A 6,000-nucleotide genomic window follows, 5' to 3' on the forward strand; every position below is an offset into this window, starting at 1 on the left:
GCACAATATCGACGGGTGTTGTGAAGCCGCACCGACGCTTCGCGGGATGAGCAAATGGACCAACGGACAAGAACAGAGAAGATCTTTGAGAAAGTGCAGGCCGCCAGGCTGGTAAAGCTTTCCGAGCTTTCCAGCGAGTTTGGCGTTTCGATGCCAACTATTCGAAAAGACATTGATGAGCTGCAGAAGCAGGGACGCGTTGAACGCGTTCACGGCAACGTCCGCCTGGTCACGTCGGAGGCGGGTCCGAGGCGCCATTTTGTCGATCGGGCCAACATCCTTCCGACAAGTCCGGAAAAAGCGCTGATCGGACGGATGGCGGCGAGCCTCGTCAAGAACGGCGACTCCATCATTCTGGATTGCGGTGCGACGACGACCGAACTTGCGAAAAATCTTCTTGATCGTCAGAACCTGCGGATCGTAACGAATGCGCTCAACATCGCGATCATTCTCGGCGCGGAGCCTACCAACCGGATCATGCTGACGGGCGGCGAATTCAAGCCGGAAACCATTGCGGTCTCGGGAGAAAAGGCGTCGGCCTTTTTCCAGGGCATGTTCGTCGACAAACTGTTTCTGGCTGCCGGTGGTGTGTCGAAAGAATCCGGTATTTCGTACCCCGACTTCATCGACCTGCACGTTAAGCGGGCGATGATCGATGCGGCAAAGACCGTCTACCTTCTCGCCGATTCGGGCAAGTTCGGAAAACGCGAGTTCGCGGCGTTCGGGGCGATGGACCGAATCGACTACCTTGTCACCGACGGGGGCCTGACGGACGACTTCGCAAAGTGGCTAGGCGATAACGGCACGCAGATCATCTACGCTGCGGACGAGACGGACGAGTTGGCGCGCTGAGGGACAGTAGCGCTAAGCGCTTCGTCCGACGTTGCGGCGGCGGCTCCGGATTTCGCGACGATTTCCACGCCGTCGGGCTCGAACGCAATTCGCCTATTGCGCGGCGAGGTCGAGCCGACAATCGATACCCGCATCAGCATCACCGACAATCCAACGCAGCGCTCAACGGCAAAAGCGCGGGACATTCCCGGACGTCGTAGTCGCGCCGGGACCTGGGCGCGATTGTTGCGACGGCGCACGCGATGCACAAACCAATGCGCCTTTTTTGGCCCTATCCCGCGTCTCGCGTATGCTCCGAAAAGCGTCGCCGGGAAAGCGGCAGCTCGTAGTAAAGAAGACTGAAGTACTCACACTCTTTGGGAGGTCAGCATGTTTTCCTTCATTGGTACAGTGATCGTAGGGCTGGTCGTCGGATTGATTGCGCGCGCGCTGAAGCCAGGCGACGACCGCATGGGTCTCATCATGACCATCATCCTCGGTGTTGCCGGCTCGCTGATTGCGGGCTACGTCGGACGTGCGCTGGGCTGGTATCAGCCGGGGCAGCCGGCAGGCTGGGTGGCGTCGGTGATTGGGGCGATCGTGCTGCTGGTCATTTATGGAATCGTGCGGCGCCGGGCATGAGCGCCTGGCGGTGACGCGACGCGCCCGCCCGGAGTCGGCTCTGGTCTGCAAGCGAATAAACCGAGTCGTCGCCGGCGGGCATCCGATGCTTTAGCGCGAAAGATCGAAGCCGAGTTGCGCGCGGCCAAGCGGCGTCAAATCGCTTTCCTGAGCGCGGCCGGCGAAGTCCGTTTCGAAGTGGTCGGCGGGAAAATCGGGCGGGCTTTCGCCGCGCAAAAAGCTCGGCAACTGACGCTTCAGGTAGGCCTCGTTTTTCGCGCACCACGGCGCCGAAGCGATGTACATCACGTTGCTGTAGCCGCTGCCGCGATGCGCGTCTTCGACGGAATGCACGACGTCGCTGTGCCAGAACACCGCGTCGCCCGGCTGCATGTGCGGAATCGGCGTGACTGCTTCGAGCAGCAGGCCGTGCCATTCGGGCTTGATCGACAGCGCGCGGGCGGGTTGAGCGCCGCACAGTTCGTCGTCGGGAACGTCGTCCTGCAATGCTCGCAGAATCACGTAAGCCATCGCGTTGGCGATCGGGATCAATTGCAATGTGCCGTCGCCGGGGCCTTGCGGCGTTAGCGCAGTCCAGCCCTGGAAAGTGCGAAACATCGAACACACGGCCGGCGACGGAATTTCCTGCACGTCCGGCCGATACGCGGCGTCGAACGGGTCATACGCGCGCCAGTTGCCTGACAGCACATGCCGATAAACCTGCTGAAAATTCGTGTCGAGCCAGCGCTCGACCGAGCCGCCATCCACGTGCGGCGACAAACCGAGCGACTCGGAACCCGGCGGCCGGCGACGAATCCGGTCCGCGTACACCGGCACGCGCTCGGGATCGAAGTGCCGCCGGCCTTCGCTCTCCGACGTCCACAGGCGGTTCAGGAACACGCGCGTATTCGTTAGCTGTTGCGACTGGCGCGCGGCCGTTTGCGGCTTCGACCAGTAGACGCCGTAAATCTGCGGCTTGCTCGACGCCAGGTTGCCGAAATACTTGTCTTCCGCGCGATGCGCCAGCTTGGCGTCGAGGTCGTTGCGCTGCACGTATTCGGCGATTTCGTCGTTCCAGTCGTTTGCTTGCTGCCGGTCGAAAACGCCGCGCACGACGCACGCGCCGCGCGTTTTGATGCTGGCGATCGTCGCCTGATCGACAGCGCCGGACAGCACCGACGAATAATCGAACACGGGAATCGCATCGCGCCCCTGCGCGCGGTCGCGGTGAATCGCGTCGATCTGCTGGCGGATCGCGCCTTCCACCTGCTCGAACACTTGCTTGTAGTTCGGCAGCGCGGCGCGCAACGTGCGCTTGGTGCTGCGAATAGCCTCGGGAAGATTGTCGATGACGAGCGGCATGGGTTGTCTCCTTGAGATGATCTGTGTGCTTCGGCCTTCCTGCAGATTAAGGATGTTCGGCCATCGCCAAGCATGCTTTACGGCCACATACCGATACAATCCAGACATTCGCCGCCGTTTCCGGCTCCCCAGTGCGGCCAGGCTGCCTATCGTGAAACCTCAATACGAACGCGTCACCATTCCGGACGGCTGCTCGATCCGCGTCTACCATCGGCAGCTCGCGCAGATACCGTTCGAGTGGCACCACCACCCGGAATACGAACTCACGCTGACGATGAATAGCCGCGGCCGCCGTTTTATCGGCGATCACATCGCGGAGTACAGCGGCGACGATCTCGTCCTCGTGCCGCCCGACATGCCGCATACGTGGGCGTCGACGGCACCGATCGACGCGAGCGCGCCTCAGGTAGCGATCGTCGTGTGGTTCAGCGGCGACTGGGCGCGGCGAATCGCGGACTGCTGCCCGGAGTTCGCGTCGCTGCGTACGCTGCTGCGACGCGCCGCGCCGGGGCTGCGCTTTTCGAGCGAAGCCGCTGCGTCGATGCGCGAGCGAACGGAGGCGTTGCTGGACCCGTCGCCGCGCGTGCGGCTTGCCGCTGTGCTCGACGTGCTGGCGCGGCTTGCGGAAGGCGCTTCGGAGCCGTTGGCGTCGCCGGCGGCGTATCGAAGTGCAACGAAGCAAGGCGGTGCGTCAACGTATAGCGCCGTGCGATTTGCCGGGGCGGGCCGACCGGCCGATTCCGTCGAGGCGGGAGCGGGAGGTGAAGCGGAAGCAAGAACGCGTCGCCCCGTCGGAGGCGTTACCGTCACGCCGGGCGCAAGCGCGTCCGAAGCCGAGCGGCTGAACCGCGTCCTCGATCTGCTCGACCGGCGCTTTCACGAGCCGCTGCGGATCACCGAACTGTGCGAGGTAGCGAACCTGTCCGAGCGCTCGTTGCACCGCTACTTCGTGCGGCATCTCGGCGAAAGCGTCGGGCGTTATCTGAACCGTCTGCGGATCGGCTATGCCACGCGTCAACTGACGGACACGACATGGCCCATCGCGCTGATCGCAGCGAAGGCCGGCTTTGCGAATCTGGCCAATTTCAATCGACAGTTTCTGGCGGCGCGCGGCATGACGCCGAGCGCGTATCGACGCTTCTTCGAGACGCATGGCCGGACCGCGGAAGACGCGGCCGCGACGCCGCATAATTTGCAGATGCGTCCGCCTTCGCTCGAGAGGTCGGGAAGGCGGCAGCGGCGCGAATGAGCTTCCACGACGAACGGCTCGCCGCACGCAACACGCATCGCAATACGCGTCGAAAACGGAAACGCCCCAACGGTGTACCCGTTGGGGCGTTTTCTATCTCAAGCGTTGAAGCCCACTCCAGCCCGTAGCGAACCAGCCACTACAGGCCAGGCAGACTCAACCCGCTCAGCGTTGCCCGATCGGCTTCGCCTCACGCGGCGTATCGCCGATGAACAGCTGACGCGGACGGCCAATCTTCTGCTCAGGATCGGCGATCATTTCGTTCCACTGCGCAATCCAGCCGACCGTACGCGCCATCGCGAAGATACACGTGAACATCGACGTCGGAATGCCCAGCGCGCGCTGCACGATGCCCGAGTAGAAGTCGACGTTCGGGTACAGCTTGCGCGACACGAAGTATTCGTCTTCCAGCGCGATCTTTTCCAGTGCCATGGCGAGCTTGAACAGTGGGTCGTCGTGCAGGCCCAGTTCGTTCAGCACTTCGTGGCAGGTTTCGCGCATCAGCTTCGCGCGCGGATCGTAGTTCTTGTAGACGCGGTGACCGAAGCCCATCAGCTTCACGCCCGAGTTCTTGTCCTTCACCTGCTTGATGAACTCAGGAATGTTGTCGACCGAGCCGATTTCTTCCAGCATGTTCAGCGCTGCTTCGTTCGCGCCGCCGTGCGCCGGGCCCCACAAGCAGGCGATGCCCGCTGCGATACACGCGAACGGATTCGCGCCCGACGAACCGGCGAGACGCACGGTCGACGTCGACGCATTCTGCTCGTGATCCGCGTGCAGAATCAGGATACGGTCGAGCGCGCGCACCAGCACGTCGTTGACCTCGTACTCCTCGCACGGGTTCGAGAACATCATGTGCATGAAGTTCGCGCTGTACGACAGGTTGTTGCGCGGATACGCGAACGGCTGGCCGATGCTGTACTTGTACGCCATTGCGACCAGCGTCGGCAGCTTCGCGATCATGCGAATGGCCGACACTTCACGGTGACGCGGATTGTTGATGTCCAGCGAGTCGTGATAGAACGCCGACAGCGCGCCGACTGCGGCAACCAGAATCGCCATCGGGTGCGCGTCGCGACGGAAACCACGGAAGAAGAAGTGCATTTGCTCATGCACCATCGTGTGATTCGTGACGGTCTTCACGAACTCGGCCTTCTGCTCCGTGTTGGGCAGTTCGCCCTTCAGCAGCAGATAGCACGTTTCGAGGAAGTCGGCGTTTTGCGCGAGGTTGTCGATCGCGTAGCCGCGGTACAGCAGTTCGCCTTTATCGCCGTCGATGTAGGTGATCGCCGAATTGCACGCCGCCGTCGACATGAAGCCCGGGTCGTACGTGAACTTGCCGGTCTGGCCGTACAGCTTGCGGATGTCGATCACGTCCGGGCCGAGAGTGCCCTTGTAAATCGGCATTTCAACGCTCGGCGAATTGTCGCTGAACGATAGCGTGGCTTTAACATCTGACGGGGTCATAGCACATCCTCAATCGAAGTATGTAAACAGGGTTTCGATAATTGCACGCCTGGAACAACGCACTCGCGGCGCTCAAGCGTTGCGCAGCAGCTCCAGGACCCGAATCACATCGGGGTCGGCAAGCTCGCCTTCAGGTTCCTTGCGCGCGAGAAGCAAGTCCATCAGGTCGTTATCGCTCAGCTCGAGCAGGCGCGTAAGTGCGCCCACATCGGCATCGCTGAGGTCATGCTCATATCGGCTGAAAAAACGTTCAAAGATCAGATCGTTTTCCAGCAGGCCCCGCCGCGCGCGCCAGCGAAGACGCGCGCGGCGGAGAGGATCGGACTGATGCGATGCATCGTTCATGTCAATACTTGCCGGGTCGCTCCGCGGCGCTCCGACCGCTCTTTCGGGCAGCCAACGACACGAAGCGTGGGTTATTCACTTCACTCTAGACAGTGCGGCGAACCATCAATTCCTTGATCTTGCCA

6 protein-coding genes are annotated in these 6,000 nt (G+C 61.9%); 3 read left to right on the top strand and 3 right to left on the bottom strand.

Features of this window, described 5'->3' with window-relative positions:
• Positions 1 to 54: 54 nt before the first annotated feature.
• Together AB6809_RS27470 and AB6809_RS27475 are read left to right on the top strand one after the other, a co-directional pair.
• Complete coding sequence (locus tag AB6809_RS27470) at positions 55 to 852, top strand: DeoR/GlpR family DNA-binding transcription regulator (RefSeq protein ID WP_029971830.1); 798 nt, start codon at positions 55 to 57, stop codon at positions 850 to 852.
• Between the two features lie 369 nt (positions 853 to 1,221).
• Complete coding sequence (locus AB6809_RS27475; RefSeq protein ID WP_006047565.1) at positions 1,222 to 1,473, top strand: GlsB/YeaQ/YmgE family stress response membrane protein; 252 nt, start codon at positions 1,222 to 1,224, stop codon at positions 1,471 to 1,473.
• Between the two features lie 90 nt (positions 1,474 to 1,563).
• Here AB6809_RS27475 and AB6809_RS27480 read toward each other — a convergent pair whose 3' ends face one another.
• Positions 1,564 to 2,814 carry a DUF1479 domain-containing protein gene (locus AB6809_RS27480; protein WP_029971828.1) on the bottom strand — a complete coding sequence of 417 codons (1,251 nt, stop codon included), beginning with the start codon at positions 2,812 to 2,814 and terminating at the stop codon, positions 1,564 to 1,566.
• Between the two features lie 151 nt (positions 2,815 to 2,965).
• Here AB6809_RS27480 and AB6809_RS27485 point away from each other — a divergent pair, with 151 nt between their 5' ends.
• Positions 2,966 to 4,063 (top strand): AraC family transcriptional regulator, encoded by a 1,098-nt coding sequence (locus AB6809_RS27485; protein ID WP_029971826.1) that lies wholly within the window; start codon positions 2,966 to 2,968, stop codon positions 4,061 to 4,063.
• Between the two features lie 165 nt (positions 4,064 to 4,228).
• On the opposite strand, the gene gltA is transcribed toward AB6809_RS27485, so the two are convergent.
• Both gltA and AB6809_RS27495 read right to left on the bottom strand, forming a co-directional pair.
• A complete protein-coding gene (gltA, locus tag AB6809_RS27490; RefSeq protein ID WP_006047562.1) occupies positions 4,229 to 5,530 on the bottom strand; it encodes a citrate synthase in 1,302 nt (433 codons plus the stop codon).
• A gap of 72 nt (positions 5,531 to 5,602) precedes the next feature.
• A complete protein-coding gene (locus AB6809_RS27495; protein WP_006047561.1) occupies positions 5,603 to 5,875 on the bottom strand; it encodes a succinate dehydrogenase assembly factor 2 in 273 nt (90 codons plus the stop codon).
• Between the last annotated feature and the right edge of the window lie 125 nt (positions 5,876 to 6,000).

It is taken from the genome of Paraburkholderia sp. RCC_158, from assembly GCF_041355255.1.
Taxonomy (GTDB): domain Bacteria; phylum Pseudomonadota; class Gammaproteobacteria; order Burkholderiales; family Burkholderiaceae; genus Paraburkholderia; species Paraburkholderia graminis.